This window comes from Maribacter corallii (assembly GCF_047345415.1).
Taxonomy (GTDB): domain Bacteria; phylum Bacteroidota; class Bacteroidia; order Flavobacteriales; family Flavobacteriaceae; genus Maribacter_C.
Genome location: NZ_JBLFEP010000004.1, coordinates 238,428 through 254,959, shown reverse-complemented (window position 1 = coordinate 254,959; position 16,532 = coordinate 238,428). Strand labels below are relative to the sequence as shown.

Sequence of the window (16,532 nt, the reverse complement as noted above, 5' to 3'; positions counted from 1 at the left end):
TAATATCAGATGACGCCAGAGCTACATAGTATTTTGGAAAAAGCTAAAAACGCTACCTCCGTATTTTCGCTCGCTTATGAAGTGGGTTAAATGGGAAAGTTTCATTTGTTTGGCGTGCTCGATGATCAAGCGTCCTCCCGGTAAAAGAAGTTCCTTTTCGAAAACCAACTCATGAATCTTTTCAAAATCACTCAAGTCCATGTTATAAGGAGGGTCAGCAAAAATAATATCCGATTTGGACGGGTTTCTTTCGAGATAGGAAAAAACATCCAGTTTTTGTGCCGTAATTTTCATTTCAAGGCCAGATGCGGTTTTTTCGATGAACCGCACACAATCGGCGTTCGCGTCAACAGCGGTGATGGAAGAAACTCCTCTTGAGGCGAACTCGTAGCTGATGTTTCCCGTTCCGGAAAAAAGGTCGAGAACCGATATTTCGTCAAAATAATAGTGATTGTTCAGAATATTGAACAAGCCTTCTTTGGCCATATCTGTTGTAGGCCTAACAGGCAACTTCTTTGGCGCCGTAATTCGCCTTCCTTTAAAAGTACCTGAGATAATTCGCATTACAGAGAGTTAAGAACCGCAAAGTCAATGACTTCCTCGTCTCTAGTATGGAAAGGATACCAGGAGGTTGGAGGCGCAAAAATCGAAACATTTTTCACGTATTGATAGCAGATAGTATAGAACTCATCGCCTTCCTCGATGTTCCCGAACAGTTTGATGAGCACTTTTTCGGGGTCTAGACTCAATTGTTCGACAGCGAAGAGGAGGTAGTAAATGAAATCCTCTTTTGTACTAAACTTAAAACTATTGAATAGCAGTAGTTTCTTTTTCGAAAGCACTGTAATATCCATTTGCCGTAACCCTATATGAACATAACAGATCGGTTCCTGTCCTTGGGTATTGCTTTTGAGCAATGATTCGACCATCACGGTGCCATTATGCTTAAATGTAAACGCACCAAAAAGCTCATAGATGTAATTGTTCACATTGACAAAAGGAACATACACATTGATCATGTCGTTGTCTTCTATTTCATCATAGTCCAGGTGATCCGTGGCCAGGATTTTCGCATTGAATTTGAGATAGTTGGGCATCTCGTCGACATCGAAAAGCGGTTTGGGTACTAGACTGAACAACGTATTGCAATGAATCACGATAACCTCCGCAAAACTCTTCTTGGGTAACTGATGCTTTTCAAAAAGGGAAACCAATCCTTTCCTCAGGCCATAAGGTGAACGTTCTTCTTCAAAAGCAAGGGTATCCGATAAACGGATGCGATTCTCAATAGTGTCGAGAACACAAAAAGAAAGTCCATTCAAGCTGACTTGAATGGACAATTTATCAAATTCTTGTACTATGTCGTTATTAGTCTTTTTTACGGTCATAAATCGGTGGCCAGTTTCCACTTGTGCTCACTTGTGTTAATGAACCAACTGAAACGTAGGGTCCATTGACCTCATCAACACTAACTTGTGCATTTTCTCTAGATCTCAGGTCTTTGGGTTGGTCTGCCAAAACAATGTCCTTAGCAACTTTAGCTTCGAATACCGGGGCTTTATAACCACCTTTATCTATAATATCCGATTTCATTTCGAAGGACTTTCCACTTGCACCTGGCACATTCATCATGGTCTTAAATCGATCGTCTTTTCCGAAAAGGGAATCTTTCACCGAAACAAAGCCGAGAGTATCAATAACTACGGTATCGACCGGCATATCGATTTGAAAGGCCTCATTGTAACGCATGAATGAAGAATCTTTTTGCGAAGTAATCGTGTATTTACCACCATCCACAAAGCTGACCAACGACTTAAAATCATTCGCGTACTTGCCATTCACGGTTTTATACGCTTCCTGCGAATTTCGAATATCTTTAAGGTTGGATATCACCTTAGCGAAACGTTCCTGTTTTACTTGGGCGAATTGAATAGGTCCTGTTACCGATTGGTAAATAAGATAGGCCAAAACTGCGCATCCAATCCAAAGTACAATTTGTATGATGGTCTTCATTATGTCTCGAGTTAATTAAATTTAGTGGTTGCAACAAATTTACATTTTTTTTTCAATCGTAAAAGTTTTTGACCTAAAAATCCTGATTATCTTTGAAAGCCTATGACGATGCTTACAGCAGCTTCTTTTTACTCCATTTTAAAGGAAAGATTTCCACATCAGCCTACGCTAAAACAAGAGGTCGCCTTACACAAGTTGGCCGCTTACATTTTATCCAACAAAAAAGATGCCATCTTTTTGTTGAAAGGTTTTGCAGGCACTGGTAAGACTACCCTTGTAGGTACTCTGGTCAATAGTCTTTGGAAGACGGCCATGAAGTCTGTTTTGATGGCACCTACTGGTAGGGCGGCAAAGGTGATGTCAAATTATTCGAATACCCCGGCGTTCACTATTCATAGAAAGATTTACTTTCCCAAGAAGCAAAGTGGAGGTGGTGTGCAGTTTGTTCTGGCACCCAACAAGCATAGAAATACGGTTTTTATAGTCGATGAAGCCTCCATGATTCCGGATACACCTGCTGATTCCAAGTTATTTGAAAACGGTTCTCTGCTAGACGATTTGTTGCAGTTCATTTATTCAGGACACAATTGTAAGTTGATTTTAATCGGTGATACGGCCCAGTTGCCACCGGTAAAGTTAAACCTGAGCCCGGCATTGGATGCGGATCGATTGGAAATGGACTATAATAAAGAGGTCGTACGCATAGAATTGGATGAAGTGGTGCGTCAAGCGGAGAATTCCGGAATATTGGCAAATGCCACGTTATTGCGGGAACAACTGCAAAATACCTATTTCGACAGTTTCCAGTTTGACCTTGGTAGCTATCCTGATATTGTTCGTTTGATCGATGGAAATGAAATACAAGAGGCCATTGACACCTCCTATGCTGAAAATGGAAAGGAAGAAACGGCTTTTATCGTGCGATCGAACAAAAGAGCCAACCTGTATAATGAGAATATTCGATCACGTATTCTCTATTTGGAAAATGAAATTGCAGTGGGAGACTACATGATGGTAGTCAAGAACAATTATTTTTGGTTGGATCCAAAGACCGAAGCAGGTTTTATCGCAAATGGTGATATTATAGAGGTTTTGGAGATTTTCTCGATCAAGGAACTCTATTCGTTCAAATTTGCGGAAGTGAAAGTACAAATGGTCGACTATCCTAATCAAAAGCCCTTTGAGACCGTGTTGTTATTGGACACGATTCAATCGGTAACCCCATCATTGTCTTATGAAGACGGTAACCGTCTATATCAGAACGTTATGGAAGACTACGCCGAGGAGAAGTCGAAGTATAAGAGGTTTCTAGGAGTCAAGGGCAATAAGTACTTTAATGCGCTACAGGTCAAGTTTTCTTATGCGATTACTTGTCATAAGTCGCAAGGAGGTCAATGGAATACCGTTTTTGTAGAACAGCCCTATCTTCCTAACGGAGTGGATAAAGACTATTTGCGTTGGCTTTATACCGCTATAACCCGCGCCAAGAATCAGCTCTTTCTCATTGGTTTCAAAGACGATTTTTTTCTTGAGACGGAATAGGTTAAATTCGTAGCGCACAGAAGCTTGTGAACATAAAGTTTCCCTCTAATTGCTTTCCGTGCGAAGACCAATAAGTAGTTCTAAAATGACTTCCGAAACAATAATCAGTATTTTTCTTGGTGTGGGCCTCGCCGCTTCGGTCGGCTTTCGTGTTTTTCTGCCCCTTTTCGCTTTGAGTATGGCTGCCTATTTTGATGTATGGCAGTTAAACGACAATTGGCAATGGATTGGAAGTCTTGCTGCAGTGATAACTTTGGGCGTTGCGACCTTGGTGGAGATATTCGCCTATTTTATTCCATGGGTAGATAATCTTTTGGATAGTGTGGCCGTACCTTTGGCAGCGATTGCTGGTACGGCGGTTATGGTATCTACGGTGGCCGATCTAGACCCGGTAATCACTTGGTCTCTAGCGATTATTGCTGGTGGAGGTACGGCTACCGCGATTAAGGGCGCCGGAGCTACAGGTAGATTGGCTTCGACGGCCACTACGGGCGGATTGGCAAATCCTCTTGTTTCCACCTTGGAAACGGGCACAGCGGCATTGGTGACCACCGCATCCATATTCGCTCCATTTTTTGCAGCGATCTTGGTTATCATCATTTTGTTCATAATTTTTCGAATTTATCGAAAGTTAAGACCACGCCCTAAAACCTAAATACGCTTTATTTGCAAAAGCCGAAGAAAACGGAATAAATCTTATCCTTTTGAAAACAATCGCAATGATACCGGCCCGCTATGCGGCATCTCGATTTCCGGCAAAACTGATGCAAGATCTGTCTGGAAAACCTGTCATAGTGCGAACCTATGAAGCCACGATAAACACAAAACTCTTTGATGAGGTCTTTGTAGTGACCGATAGCGCAATCATATTCGACACAATCACAAAAGCGGGAGGAAAGGCGATAATGAGCTTAAAAGAGCATGATTGTGGGAGTGATCGAATCGCAGAAGCTGTATCGAATATGGATGTGGACATCATCGTTAATGTTCAGGGAGACGAACCCTTTACGGATCGTGAAAGTTTGGCAAGTGTTCTAGATGTTTTCCGGGACGATGTTGCTATGGAAATCGATTTGGCTTCCCTTATGGTACGAATAGATGATGGTGAAGAAATCGCTAATCCTAATACCGTGAAGGTCATTGTAGACAATAGAAATTTTGCCCTATATTTTTCGCGGTCCCCGATACCATACCCTAGGGCGGAGGAAGTGGAGAAGGTTTATTATAAACACAAAGGAATATATGCTTTTAGAAAGCGTGCATTGATGGACTTTCAAAGGCTGCCCATGTTGTCTTTGGAAGCAACTGAAAAAATCGAGGCCATACGTTATTTGGAGTATGGTAAGAAGATAAAAATGGTAGAAACTTCGGTAAGTGGTATAGAAATTGATACCCCTGAAGATTTGAAAAGAGCTCAGAAAGCATGGAAATAGATAAAAGTAAGATCAAAGTTATCGGCTTTGATGCGGATGACACCCTTTGGGTCAATGAAACTTACTTTAGGGAAACCGAAGAAAGGTTTGCTGATTTATTGGAGGGGTATGAGACCAGGAATAAAATCGACCAAGAGCTCTTCAAAATGGAAATGAAAAATTTGGAACTCTATGGCTATGGAATAAAGGGGTTTATGCTCTCAATGGTAGAGTCGGCCTTAGAACTTTCAAATAATACGGTTTCGCAGGCAACCCTGAAGGAGATTTTGACTCTTGGTAAAAAGATGATACAACATCCCGTCGAGTTATTGGAAGGAGTGGTAGAGGTACTTGAAAAACTGAACGGAAAGTATCGTCTGATTGTCATGACCAAAGGAGATTTGTTGGATCAAGAACGGAAAATAGAACGATCCGGTCTGTCAAAGTACTTTCATCATATCGAGGTGCTTAGTGACAAGAAGGAGAACAACTATATTAATTTGCTCGAGAATTTAGAAGTTGATGTCCGAGAGTTTTTAATGATCGGCAATTCACTGAAATCAGATGTGCTGCCTATTTTGAATATTGGTGCCCAAGCCGTTCACGTTCCGTTCCACACTACTTGGCAACATGAACAAGTAAAAGAACAGGAAGGTGAATTTAATTATTTGAAAATCAATAATTTAAGTGATATTCTTAACTACTTGTAAAGCAAGGTATGGAGATAAGAAAAGATACTGCTATTAAGAAGAAGTCGATAAACCAGGTACCCGGGTATCGCAATTTCCCAATGGTGCCAAGAGTGGTGTTCGGCCGAGGTAGTTTTGATCAACTGAGCGAAATTTTAATGCCAAATCGCAAGCATTCCGATGCTCCATTTATTTTTCTGGTCGATGATGTTTTCGAGGGCACGGCTTTGATCAAACGAATTCCCCTGATTTTTAACGACCAACTTATTTTTATTTCCGCGGATGAAGAACCCAAAACCGAACAAGTCGATTACCTGGTAAAGAGAATACGAACTGATTTCAATGAATTGCCCTCTGGTATTGTCGGTATTGGTGGCGGTACCCTATTGGATTTGTCAAAGGCGGTCTCCATCATGTTGACCAACCGGGGTAGTGCTGCAGATTATCAGGGCTGGGATCTTGTCCATAAGAAATCGATCTATCACGTGGGTATTCCGACAATTAGTGGTACGGGTGCCGAAGTTTCGAGAACGACCGTGCTTTTGGGGCCTAAGATGAAATTAGGAATCAATTCGGACCATACGACCTTTAGTCAGGTGGTATTAGACCCCGATTTGACCAAGGGTGTTGAGAAAACCCAATGGTTTTACACCGGTATGGATTGTTTTATTCACTGTATCGAATCTTTAAGCGGTACTTATTTGAACGCTTTTAGCGAGAGTTATGGTGAAAAAGCGCTTGATCTTTGTAAAGAAGTGTATTTGGGAGAATTATCACCTGAAGCATCCCGGGCTAAATTAATGATGGCCTCTTGGCACGGAGGTATGAGCATTGCCTATTCTCAAGTAGGCGTGGCCCACGCACTTAGTTATGGATTATCCTATCTTTTGGGTGTCAAACATGGTATTGGTAACTGTTTGGTATTTCAGCATCTTGAGGAATTCTATCCCGAAGGAGTGGCCTTATTTAAACTCATGAAGGATAAACATCAAATTCAACTCCCAACGAACATATGCGCAAACCTTAACGATTCAGACTTCGACACCATGATTAACGTGGCTATGGGTATGGAGCCGCTTTGGGAAAATGCCTTGGGCCTCAACTGGAAAAAAGTGATTACCCCTGAAAAATTGAAATCCATTTATAAAAAAATCTAATTCTTTAAAGCGGATTACATCAAATCAATAGGACATTTCTAGAGCCCTTAAATCAAAAGTGCTATGCAATTCATTGCGAAATTTATATACTTTAAGATACTGGGCTGGAAGGTAGTTGGCGAGTTTCCGTATCATATCGATAAATGCGTTTTTATCGTTGTTCCGCATACAAGTTGGGTCGACTTTTTTTTAGGATTGCTCATCCGAAAAGTTTGGAATGCGGAGATCAATTACGTAGGTAAGAAAAGCCTTTTTAAACCTCCTTTCGGATTTATTTTTAGGTGGACTGGTGGAGCCCCAATCGATAGAACTAAATCGAACGATACGGTTAGTGCGACAGCTGCTATTTTCAAAGAACGTAAAAGGTTTCGACTGACTATTGCACCGGAGGGAACCCGTAAGAAGGTCACCAAATGGAAAACGGGTTTTTATTACATCGCCAAGGCTGCTCAAGTACCGATAGTGATGGTCGCTTTTGATTTTGGCAAAAAGCAGGTCAAAGTATCCGAACCAACATATCCTACGGGGAATTTGGAAGTTGATTTTCAGAAGTATCATGCTTTTTACAAAGGAGTGGTAGGAAAGGTACCCAAATATGATTTCAATTGAGGCCAACATTCCTTCAAATCAGTCGGTTGTTTTTTCTTACGTTTTTCAGACCTCTTGTTAAATAAGTTTCTATTCATTTGATGTTTTCTCGAATCGATGGTTGTAAATAGTGCCGTTCATCGAATATTTCGAACACATTAACAAGAATCCACAATAAATGTATGTATTTGACCGGATCAAATGTTAATATTGAGCTAACCAAAACAAACCAATTTCAAAACTGATTTCAAAATCGGAGCTTCTAGTTAATATATGAAAGTTCTTTTCTCCCCCCTTTTTTTTGACGGTTTTTGGAAGAACTACTCCGAAAGGTAGTGGGTCGTTTCAAGAGGTACGTTTTGAGGATATTTTGCATTTGAGTTCTCTTTTGAGAAAGTTTACGGTTAGGCTTTTGGCCTATTGTATTCTCATTTGTAGGTAGCATCAATTGTAATTTTTTTAAGACATCCCAAATCTTAAAATGATTTTTTCCTGTTTATGATCACTTTAATTAAGGGGTCATTACATGAAAATAAATTACGTTAAAAAAATTCTTTTCACCTTATCAACTTCAATGAAGGCAATTGACCGGTCATTGGAGTTTCTCCTTATTTCCTTGAAAATAAATGCATTCTGCGTCACATCGAAAAACAACTATGATGATTCGATGTGTGAGCAATTGCCAGAATCAGATATCAAACCACAATGTATATAATCAATAGTAACGCTATGAAAATGAGAACCGCCCACACTTTTTCCAAACTTCTAATACTAGTATGTCTGGTGTTAGGTTATTCATCAACCTTATCCGCTCAAGCGGATTTTGTAGGTAATGTACAAACAGGCCCACTTAATCCGAGTACACCTTTTACGGTGACAATTGCACTGCAATCGAGCAGTCAGTTAGTCGATGCCGCAGAGGTACACTTGGCATTTGACCCGAGCGCTTTACAGGTCACTAATCTGTCGATCGCGGGCACGAATCAACTGACGACCCCCTTTGTGTCACCGGTTTTTGATAATACGGCTGGTACAATCGATTATTCAGCGGGTGTTCAAACCCCGCCCGCAATTCCGGTTACGGCAAATTTCGATTTTCTCGTAATCGAATTTGAAGCTTCACAGGCCGGTGTGACAACGGTAAACTTTGTGGACCCAAATCCTCCCATTGCATTAACGGTGGCCTATCTGGCCGGTACCGATGTCTTAAATGAACCAGATCCTATCGAATTGACGATTGTAGGTGCGAACGGAGATCCCGTAGCTGATTTTACGGCTACGCCCAATCCGGCGGAAACCGATCAAATTATTTCGTTTAACGCCTCGACTTCTTCGGATCCAGATGATGACCTACTTACTTATGAGTGGGATTTTGGTGATGGTGCCACGGGCAATGGACAGACAATAGACCATGCGTATACTGCGGCGGATACGTACAATGTAGTGCTAACGGTAACCGACGGTAATGGAGGTAGCGATACTGAGAATATACAAGTTGTTGTAAACGCGCCTACCGTAACGACCTATGTTATTGCAGCAAGTGCAGGGCCAAATGGTTCCATTTCTCCCATTGGCGATACCTCAGTTATCGCTGGCGGAAATCAAATATTTACGATTACACCGGAATCAGGATATGAAATAGATGATGTCTTGGTCGGTGGAATATCCCAAGGTCCTCTGACTTCTTATGAATTTATGAATGTTTCAGCTCCCGGGACAATTGCCGCAACTTTTAAATTAGCCGCATTCGATCCCATATACGTAAACTGTGGGGGAGGTGAAGTGAACACCGGTGGCATCACATTTTTGGCCGACACCGGTTTTACAGGAGGTACGGCATTTCCGACTAACGCCGGTCAGGTGACTACTTTGGCGAATACCGATTTTGCGAATACTTCGGATGACGAAATTTATCGCAAAGAACGTTTTGGCGACTATTCGTACAATTTTAATGTGCCCAATGGTGATTACATTGTTGACCTATACATAGCAGAGATTTTTCAAGGTGTCTTAAATGCACCTTCAAATGCAATACCGGGTAAACGCATATTCAATGTGAATATTGAAGGAAATGCGATTGAGTTGGATAATTTTGATGCACTAAATCCTAATTCGGGCGGTGCTTTTGCACCGGCTACCGGTCTGATCAAGACATTCGTAGTAACCGTCACTGACGGTGTTCTTAGCATAGCGACTACTACGTTGGTAGACAATGCAAAACTAAGTGCTATAGGTATCAGGGCAAACGATGGTTCGGCCAATTCGGCCCCATCGATTACTACGATCAACGACATTGCTATAGACCAGGGAGATACTATAACACAAGCGATTACAGCGAGTGACGTAGATGGTATTTCTGAGTTTCAAATAAAGATTACAAACGACGCTGACGACAGTGTAGTCCCAAGTAGTTCCTACACCTTAACTCCCAATGGGAACAGTGCTGTTTTTGAATGGATAACAGTAGCTGGCGATGCTGGAGACTACACCGCCACTTTATTGGCTTTTGATGGAAAGGATGTGACTTCAACGACTTTTGCAATAAGCATTGGTATTGGCAATAATGCGGCCCCGACTATTGGAGCTATCGCTGAAGTTTTTGAGGTGAAGGAGAACGAAAGTATTACGATTCCGATTACGGTTACTGATGATACGGATACCTCGGCCTCCATCGTAATTTATGATAAGAGTATCAATACAACTCCCGAAAACACGAACACAGTACCTTATACCTCTGGAGGAACGATAGCTGGCTATACCTTTTTGGAAAATCCTGTAGGTTCAGGGAATTATGTGCTTTCATTTGCGAGTGGTATTCCGGATTCAAGATCCTATTTTGCGCGGGTCACTGCGAATGATGGTGTCAATCCAGAGGTTACGAAAACCTTCATTATCAATGTGGCACATCCTGTATCCAACGATGCCAATACACCAAGTGTCCTTGATGCCACTACTTTTTCAAACCCTTTACCATGGTATGGAAATAGTCCAGGAGTAAATGCGGAAGGAACTTTTACGGTTTCGATAGAAAATTCAGGTACCAATATCGGGTATATTGAAAACGGGGATTTTGTAGAATACCTTATCGATGTACCAGAAGCAGGTCTTTATGAGGTCAAGTTTACCTCTGCAAATGGAAGCGGGGCAAATGGTAGTTCTACCGATATTATCATGTTCGAAGAAGGAAACCCTACGTCCATAGGTTTCGTAACGGTTCCGAAAGCGGGATGGTCCAATTACAAGGATTTCACAACTACGGTGACCTTTGCCAACAGTGGGTTACAAACACTACTATTGGAGTTCGACGGTGGGGTGAATACGCAAAAATTGGAGTTTACACCTTCAACGCAAAATACGGCCCCTACAGTGCTTATTTCCACCCCAGCTGATGGTATTGCTTTGACTACAGGCACTACATTGAATTTTAGCGGTACGGCCAATGACTTTCAAGATGGTGATTTGTCGTCCACTATTATATGGACTTCAGATATTGATGGCCCATTGGGGGTAGGAGCGGATATCACAGCTGCCCTTAGCACGATTGGCACGCATATAATAACTGCGGAAGCAACCGATAGTGACGCTTCTCCTTTAACCGGTACTGCTACGGTCACTCTTGTAGTCACTGAGATCGACCCTTCTTGTGATGCTCGTTTTAGGGTCAACGCCGGAGGACCTACCTTGTTGGCCAACTTCGGTGATTTTGAAGAAGATCAGGCCACTTCAGGAGCTGATGCAGGATCAAGTGCGAGCCCTGGTACACCTTCGCCCTATGTCAACTTAGTTGCACCTGCTGAAGATAAAACTTTTGGTTCACTAACGCCTCTTGTATCCAATACCACAGGATATCCTGATTTCTTGTTTCAGACGGAACGTTACAGCACGGTGGCCAACCCTGATAATATGAATTGGTCTTTCCCAACAGGTGATGGTATTTTCGATGTTAAGATATTATTTAACGAGAATTGGAATGGAGAAGGAGGAGATCCTCGGGTCTTTGATGTAGAAATTGAGGGTGACCTTGCTTTAGACGATTATAGGCCTTCAGTTGATGGAACGCAAATCAATGTAGCCAAAGTGGAAACATATCGGGCTACTGTACGAGATGGTATTTTAAATGTCAATTTCCTCAAGGGAACTCAAAACCCTTCCGTTAAAGGTTTTGATATTTGTTTTATCTCTGATTTACCAAATGAGGCTCCCGAGGTCACCATTACGGCACCTGCCGATGGCGCGAATGTCATCAGAGGAACGGATATTCTATTGACCGCTACGGCCAATGATGCCGAGGACGGAGATATTTCCGGTTCGATTGAATGGTTATCTTCCGATACGGAGTTTGATACGGATGCCACAAATAATGTAGGCGCCTCTGTAAATGGACAATTTGTGAAACCCGGCCCTCAAACATTGACGGCTAATGTTCTTGATTCAAATAGCGAATTGGGGACTGACGAAATTACAGTAAATGTTTCCTCTCCGGAGGTTGTGTTTACAGCACCAAACAACGAAGATGATTTAAGTAGCTTGACGGTCAGTGTCACGGTTGATCCAACCAGTGTCTTATTTGACAATGCGGAACACTTCCATTTTTATATCAACCCACCGGATATCAATGCTCTCGATTCTGAAAAGCGTATCTCTACGGCCGGTAGCTCCGCTACTATATTTGAATTCGATGAAAATAGCGGCTTGTTGGCCAAAGATGGCGCCGGTAATGGAATTATCGAAGGTCAGAATACTATTTTGGTTTTTGCCGCTGATAAGGATCATGTACAATTTCCGAATTCTGGAGCTATGGATATGATAACGTTTACGGTGACACTTCCGGATACGACACCGCCAACGATTACCTGTCCCGGCGATATTGTTGTGAATAACGATGCAGGGGAATGTGGAGCCGCGGTAGCTTTCAGTGCACCGGTTGGAGAGGATAACCTTCCCGGGGCGATAACCAGTCAGATCGACGGTCCGTCCAGCGGTGATACTTTCCCGATCGGGGAAACCACGGTTACTTTCGAAGTAGAGGATGCCGCAGGCAACAAAGAGCAGTGTAGCTTTACGGTTACCGTAAACGATACCGAAGCGCCTGAGGTAACCTGTCCACCGAACATTTCGGTGACCAGTCTTGATGGAAGTCCGATGATGATCGAGGATATCGGATTCGCTACTGCTAGTGATAACTGTCCCGGAATTTTAGAGGTTACGGGTGAAGTAAGAGATACTGGTAACCCGATACCAAATATCTTCCCAGTAGGTACGACGATCATTCGTTGGTCGACTGTTGATTCCAATGGTATTCCTGGATTTTGTGACCAGAGCATTACCGTGAATTTCACTGCGTCCTCCGAAAAAGAGATAACCGCATTCACCTTAGCGAATCAAGTTGGAGCAACAACGATAGTTGGAAATACCATTTCCTTGGATATGCCTGCGGGTAGTGATGTCACCAATTTGGTGCCCGCAAGTTTGGTATTCTCTGCTGGTGCTTCTATCGAGCCTGGAACCAATGTGGCAAGAGACTTTAGTGGGTCGGTAGACTATACCGTTACCGCACAGGATAATAGCCAAAAAATATGGACGGTAGACGTGACCGTACTTCCGGATACGACACCGCCAACGATTACCTGTCCCGGCGATATTGTTGTGAATAACGATGCAGGGGAATGTGGAGCCGCGGTAGCTTTCAGTGCACCGGTTGGAGAGGATAACCTTCCCGGGGCGATAACCAGTCAGATCGACGGTCCGTCCAGCGGTGATACTTTCCCGATCGGGGAAACCACGGTTACTTTCGAAGTAGAGGATGCCGCAGGCAACAAAGAGCAGTGTAGCTTTACGGTTACCGTAAACGATACCGAAGCGCCTGAGGTAACCTGTCCACCGAACATTTCGGTGACCAGTCTTGATGGAAGTCCGATGATGATCGAGGATATCGGATTCGCTACTGCTAGTGATAACTGTCCCGGAATTTTAGAGGTTACGGGTGAAGTAAGAGATACTGGTAACCCGATACCAAATATCTTCCCAGTAGGTACGACGATCATTCGTTGGTCGACTGTTGATTCCAATGGTATTCCTGGATTTTGTGACCAGAGCATTACCGTGAATTTCACTGCGTCCTCCGAGAAAGAGATAACCGCATTCACTTTGGCAGGTCAAGTAGGAGCAACAACGATTAGCGGAAGCACGATTTCCTTGACCATGCCGATTGGAAGTGATGTCACCAATTTGGTGCCCGCAAGTTTGGTATTCTCTGCTGGTGCTTCTATCGAGCCTGGAACCAATGTAGCAAGAGACTTTAGCGATTTAATCGAATACATAGTTACAGCGCAAGACAACAGTGAAAAAGTATGGACCGTGAACGTTACGGTGTTGGAAGACACAACGCCGCCGACAATTACCTGTCCTGGAGATATCGTAGTCGCTAACGATACTGGTGTTTGCGGTGCTGCGGTAGCTTTTAGTGACCCTGTAGGTGAGGATGATCTTCCTGGGGCAATAACCAAGCAGATTGCCGGTCCGAGCAGCGGTGACACTTTCCCGATCGGGGAAACGACGGTTACTTTCGAAGTAGAGGATGCCGCAGGTAACAAAGAGCAGTGTAGCTTTACGGTTACCGTAAACGATACGGAGGCACCAGTTGCGGTTTGTAGTGACACGACCATTCAATTGAATGCTTCAGGAACCGCGACTATCAACGCGAACATTTTAGGTAGCGCATCTAGTGACAACTGTGGAATAGCGAGCATTACTTCCAGTAAGACAACGTTCACCGCGGCCGATTTGGGTGCAAATACAATTACCCTCACCGTTACCGATTTAAGTGGTACTCAAAGTACGTGTACTTCTGTTGTTACGGTTGAAGCTGCTTCGGTTGGTAATACCCAGCTGACCGTGTTGGATGCTACGACAGACGAGCCACTATTTGATTTAGTCGATGGTTTGGTGATTAAAAAGAGTGACATTGGCAATACGCCATTAGGTATTATTTTCAATGCGAGTTTCAATCCTAATGGAGTGTTCTTCAAACTCTCCGGGCCCATTACACAAAATAGAGGTGAGGGCCAAACCCCACCGTATTCACTTTTCGGTGATATAGGTACTAATATTTTAGGGAAACCTTTTCCAGTAGGGAACTATACCTTATCGGCGAATCCGAACTCAGGCCCGACCATTGTGGTGAATTTTGAAGTAACCGACGTGGATCCGGCATGTGAGAATTTTGACTTAGCGGTTTCATCCACATCTGATCCGACCACTTGTAATGGTACAGATGGTGAGATTGTTGTGAGTACCACAGGATCTACTGCATTGCCGGTGACCTACAACTGGTCTCATGACGACAACCTTTCAGGAAATACTGCTACAGGTCTTGAGGCAGGTACCTATTCGGTTACTGCTTCCGATGGAGCAGGATGTTCAGAAACAGTGACGATAACGCTTGATGGTCCGCCATTGCCGACGGTTACTTTGGCGCCTTTTGCCAATGTGTTGGAGACCGCTTCATCATTTGCGTTGACCGGAGGTCTTCCTGCAGGAGGAACGTATAGTGGTCAAGGTGTGACCAATAATACCTTTGATCCTAGTATAGGTCCTGGAAGTTATTCGATTACCTATACCTATACTGATGGCGAAGGTTGTTCAAATAGTGCATCAAGAAACATCTTGGTTACATCGGAAACAGCAAATGCTGCCCTTATCGTACTGGATGCGAGAGATGATACCGAATTATTTGCGCTAACCGATGGACTTCAAATAAATAAGAGTATGATTGGTGAGATACCGTTGGGTGTTATTTACAACACCAATTTGAATCCGAACGGCGTCGCTTTCAAACTGACGGGTCCACTTACCCAGAATCGATTTGAAGGCCCTGCCCCGCACTCTTTATTTGGGGATATCGGAGTCAACATCATAGGGAAAGTATTTCCTGTAGGGAATTACACGCTAGTCGCGAACCCTAATAATGGACCTACAATAACTGTCAATTTTGCTGTTGTCGAAGGTAATCCATTGTGTGATGATATGAATGTTACCGTACAGTCAAAGGTGAATCCTAGCACTTGTGGAGGTTCTGATGGGGCTATTGTGCTTTCCATCACTGGTGCTGTTCAACCCTATACCTATAGTTGGAGCCACGATAATTCGCTTCAGTCTTCTTCTGCGGCAGGGCTTACGGACGGAACATATACCGTTACCGTTACTGATGCCAATGGATGTTCTGATGAGGTCACGACCTCCTTAAGTGATCCTGCCGGTCCGAATGTGACCTTAGCGATGTTTGATTCGGTGATGGATACCGAAGATGCTTTTGACTTGACTGGAGGTATACCTGTTGGAGGAACGTATTCCGGTGAAGGGGTATCCAACGGTATGTTCGATCCGTCTGTTGGAGCTGGTACTTATGCCATTACCTACTCGTATACCGATCCGAATACGGGCTGCGATGGAAGTGCAATGAGAAACATTACCGTTACAACAGTGAACGCTGAACTTTCTGTGCTCAGCTTCACGTTGGTGAACGCCAATACAAATGCCGATATTCTTACTCTAACGAGTGGAGCGGTAATTGCCATAGGTGATCTGCCTACAACAAACCTGAACATTCGGGCGAACACGACCACGGACGTCGGTAGTGTGTCATTTACATTGACAGGCGCGCAATCGCATGGTAGCTTGGAAAATGTTGCACCGTATGCCCTATTCGGAGATTCTCCGGCAGGTGTTTACGTTGGAAATGAATTCATTACCGGTAACTATGTAGTATCCGCGACCCCACACTCCTTAAATGGAGGTGGAGGAGCCACAGGGACTGCATTGACCGTCGGATTTACGTTGCAGGAGGCAACACTTTCGGCGAAAACTGTTCGTGAAATGACCATTTCACCCAACCCCGTAGATAAAGTGGCCACACTCCTTTTTGAAACACCGAAGAGGGTAAGTACAATCAATGTCTATGATTCAACCGGTAGATTGGCCAAAACTTTTGTTGGCGAGGTAGGAGAAGAAATAACGATAAGACAGATTCCGGTTCAGGACCTACCATCAGGTACGTATTTCGTACGTACTATTGACGCTAGCGGAAAAGAACTGCAACAACAAATGGCTATTAAACGATAGAAGTAAGTCCC

At 43.4% G+C, this 16,532-nt stretch carries 10 protein-coding genes; 7 read left to right on the top strand and 3 right to left on the bottom strand.

Features of this window, described 5'->3' with window-relative positions; genetic code table 11:
- Positions 1-21 precede the first annotated feature (21 nt).
- Genes ACKWCA_RS15370 through ACKWCA_RS15360 form a run of 3 tightly spaced genes read right to left on the bottom strand, consistent with a single transcriptional unit; the run spans position 22 to position 2,013 of the window.
- Positions 22-564 carry an RsmD family RNA methyltransferase gene (locus ACKWCA_RS15370; protein ID WP_413979090.1) on the bottom strand — a complete coding sequence of 181 codons (543 nt, stop codon included), beginning with the start codon at positions 562-564 and terminating at the stop codon, positions 22-24.
- Complete coding sequence (locus tag ACKWCA_RS15365) at positions 564-1,388, bottom strand: DUF3822 family protein (protein WP_413979089.1); 825 nt, start codon at positions 1,386-1,388, stop codon at positions 564-566. Before ACKWCA_RS15365 ends, ACKWCA_RS15370 begins: the two co-directional genes overlap by 1 nt.
- Positions 1,369-2,013 carry a hypothetical protein gene (locus ACKWCA_RS15360; protein ID WP_413979088.1) on the bottom strand — a complete coding sequence of 215 codons (645 nt, stop codon included), beginning with the start codon at positions 2,011-2,013 and terminating at the stop codon, positions 1,369-1,371. The genes ACKWCA_RS15365 and ACKWCA_RS15360 overlap by 20 nt, the downstream gene beginning before the upstream one ends.
- Positions 2,014-2,115: 102 nt before the next feature.
- Between ACKWCA_RS15360 and ACKWCA_RS15355 the strand changes: the two genes are divergently transcribed.
- From ACKWCA_RS15355 to ACKWCA_RS15325, 7 genes are all read left to right on the top strand, one after another.
- Positions 2,116-3,555: an ATP-dependent DNA helicase gene (locus ACKWCA_RS15355; RefSeq protein WP_413979087.1), complete on the top strand. Its 1,440-nt coding sequence runs from the start codon at positions 2,116-2,118 to the stop codon at positions 3,553-3,555.
- An 85-nt stretch (positions 3,556-3,640) separates the two neighbouring features.
- Complete coding sequence (locus tag ACKWCA_RS15350; protein ID WP_413979505.1) at positions 3,641-4,210, top strand: DUF4126 domain-containing protein; 570 nt, start codon at positions 3,641-3,643, stop codon at positions 4,208-4,210.
- Positions 4,211-4,274: 64 nt separating this feature from the next.
- Entirely contained in the window at positions 4,275-4,988 is a 714-nt protein-coding gene (kdsB, locus tag ACKWCA_RS15345; RefSeq protein WP_413979504.1) for a 3-deoxy-manno-octulosonate cytidylyltransferase, read from the top strand.
- Positions 4,979-5,677 carry an HAD family hydrolase gene (locus tag ACKWCA_RS15340; RefSeq protein ID WP_413979086.1) on the top strand — a complete coding sequence of 233 codons (699 nt, stop codon included), beginning with the start codon at positions 4,979-4,981 and terminating at the stop codon, positions 5,675-5,677. The genes kdsB and ACKWCA_RS15340 overlap by 10 nt, the downstream gene beginning before the upstream one ends.
- Before the next feature lie 8 nt (positions 5,678-5,685).
- Complete coding sequence (locus ACKWCA_RS15335; protein WP_413979085.1) at positions 5,686-6,813, top strand: iron-containing alcohol dehydrogenase family protein; 1,128 nt, start codon at positions 5,686-5,688, stop codon at positions 6,811-6,813.
- Positions 6,814-6,876: 63 nt separating this feature from the next.
- The gene (locus ACKWCA_RS15330) at positions 6,877-7,422 is read left to right on the top strand and encodes a 1-acyl-sn-glycerol-3-phosphate acyltransferase (RefSeq protein ID WP_413979084.1); all 546 of its coding nucleotides are present in this window, start codon (positions 6,877-6,879) and stop codon (positions 7,420-7,422) included.
- 708 nt (positions 7,423-8,130) lie between these two features.
- On the top strand, positions 8,131-16,521 hold the full coding sequence (locus tag ACKWCA_RS15325) for an HYR domain-containing protein (RefSeq protein ID WP_413979083.1): 8,391 nt from the start codon (positions 8,131-8,133) through the stop codon (positions 16,519-16,521).
- Positions 16,522-16,532: the final 11 nt, after the last annotated feature.

Bases quoted from the DNA above. Each gene is read 5' to 3' on its own strand.
- kdsB (WP_413979504.1), top strand. From the start codon at position 4,275: ATGATACCGGCCCGCTATGCGGCATCTCGATTTCCGGCAAAACTGATG.
- ACKWCA_RS15330 (WP_413979084.1), top strand. From the start codon at position 6,877: ATGCAATTCATTGCGAAATTTATATACTTTAAGATACTGGGCTGGAAG.
- ACKWCA_RS15355 (WP_413979087.1), top strand. From the start codon at position 2,116: ATGACGATGCTTACAGCAGCTTCTTTTTACTCCATTTTAAAGGAAAGA.
- ACKWCA_RS15340 (WP_413979086.1), top strand. From the start codon at position 4,979: ATGGAAATAGATAAAAGTAAGATCAAAGTTATCGGCTTTGATGCGGAT.
- ACKWCA_RS15350 (WP_413979505.1), top strand. From the start codon at position 3,641: ATGACTTCCGAAACAATAATCAGTATTTTTCTTGGTGTGGGCCTCGCC.
- ACKWCA_RS15370 (WP_413979090.1), bottom strand. From the start codon at position 564: ATGCGAATTATCTCAGGTACTTTTAAAGGAAGGCGAATTACGGCGCCA.
- ACKWCA_RS15360 (WP_413979088.1), bottom strand. From the start codon at position 2,013: ATGAAGACCATCATACAAATTGTACTTTGGATTGGATGCGCAGTTTTG.
- ACKWCA_RS15365 (WP_413979089.1), bottom strand. From the start codon at position 1,388: ATGACCGTAAAAAAGACTAATAACGACATAGTACAAGAATTTGATAAA.
- ACKWCA_RS15335 (WP_413979085.1), top strand. From the start codon at position 5,686: ATGGAGATAAGAAAAGATACTGCTATTAAGAAGAAGTCGATAAACCAG.
- ACKWCA_RS15325 (WP_413979083.1), top strand. From the start codon at position 8,131: ATGAAAATGAGAACCGCCCACACTTTTTCCAAACTTCTAATACTAGTA.